Raw genomic sequence first — 1,216 nt, forward strand, 5'->3', positions numbered from 1 at the left:
CCCGCTTCCGGCCGGTGCTCTCCGGGACCGTAGCCGAAAGGGACGGTGAACAGGTTCGATTGCGGAACAAAAGAACCGTCGGCGCGCAGCTCATTCGCGAATACGGGATGCTTGTTGATGGCGCTCATTCCATAACCTCCTTACTCGATAAATTCCATTTCTTCCTTCTTGCCCTCTTCCAGATACAGCGCCATACCGGTTCTCATCCTCCGGAAGCCAAGATGGGTATAGAAGCTCATTTTGTCGGGATGGGTGTACAAAATGACATCGCAGTGTCCGACAGCCTTCAATAAATCCTCTATGATCGCGCGGCCCAGCCCTTGCCCGTGATAATCCGGGTCTACAACGATGTTATACAGAACCGCCTGCGAGACACCGTCCGAGACGGCCCGTCCGAACCCGATCAGCCGCCCCTGATCATATACAAAAGTAACGGCATAGCTCTGTTCAAAAGCTTTCTTATGCGTCTCGGGAGGTGCCTCCGTTATTCCGAAATGGGCCATCAATCCGGCAACCCGCTCCCAATCCGCATTCTGGCAATGATTTTGAATGTTGAAGTTCATCTGTTCCCCATCCTTCCTTATTTCGCCAACAACTCGCGATGATGAGGGGTTAGCCAGGCGGACACATCCGGCCCTTTCGGCAAGAGCAGATAAGGATTGCTTGATATATCCCCCAAATGATAGCCCCTCTTGATCGCCTCGAAATCCGTGGTATCCCCAAACCCCTGAGTTTGGTACAAGTCGCGGGCATAGCCCCATAAATGAGGAAAGTCAATAAGCCGGTTCCGGTTCGTCCGGAAGACGGAATAGTAGGCAATGTCAAACCGGGCAAGCGTCACATACAGGCGCACATCCGAGTCCGTGATAAAGCTGCCAAGCAGATACCGACTCGATGCGAGCCGCTTCTCCAGTTCATCGAGCCGGGCGAACAAAGTGTCATAGGCCTGCTCATAGGCTTCCTGCGTGCGGGCGAAGCCCGCCTTGTACACTCCGTTGTTCACCTCATGAAAAAGAATATCGTTTAAAGCGTCGATCTCCCCGCGAAGCCGCTCGGGGTATAAATCCGGGGCTCCTGCCTTGTGCAAGGGCGACCAGGCCGTTTCCAGATCATTGGTCAGCCGGAAGTAATCGTTGTTGACAACCTTCCGCGTCTTGATGTCGACCACCGTTGGAACGGTTGCGCGGCCTTGGTGGTCAGGGTCTGTTTCTTTATA

At 53.9% G+C, this 1,216-nt stretch carries 2 protein-coding genes; both read right to left on the reverse strand.

What is annotated here, in order from left to right:
• Positions 1–140: 140 nt before the first annotated feature.
• On the reverse strand, positions 141–563 hold the full coding sequence (locus L692_RS0115000; RefSeq protein WP_025700980.1) for a GNAT family N-acetyltransferase: 423 nt from the start codon (positions 561–563) through the stop codon (positions 141–143).
• A 17-nt stretch (positions 564–580) separates the two neighbouring features.
• The coding region (locus tag L692_RS0115005) for a glutathione S-transferase C-terminal domain-containing protein (protein WP_025700981.1) at positions 581–1,216 on the reverse strand (636 nt) is incomplete at its 5' end.

It is taken from the genome of Paenibacillus forsythiae T98 (assembly GCF_000520735.1).
Lineage (GTDB): Bacteria > Bacillota > Bacilli > Paenibacillales > Paenibacillaceae > Paenibacillus_AQ > Paenibacillus_AQ forsythiae.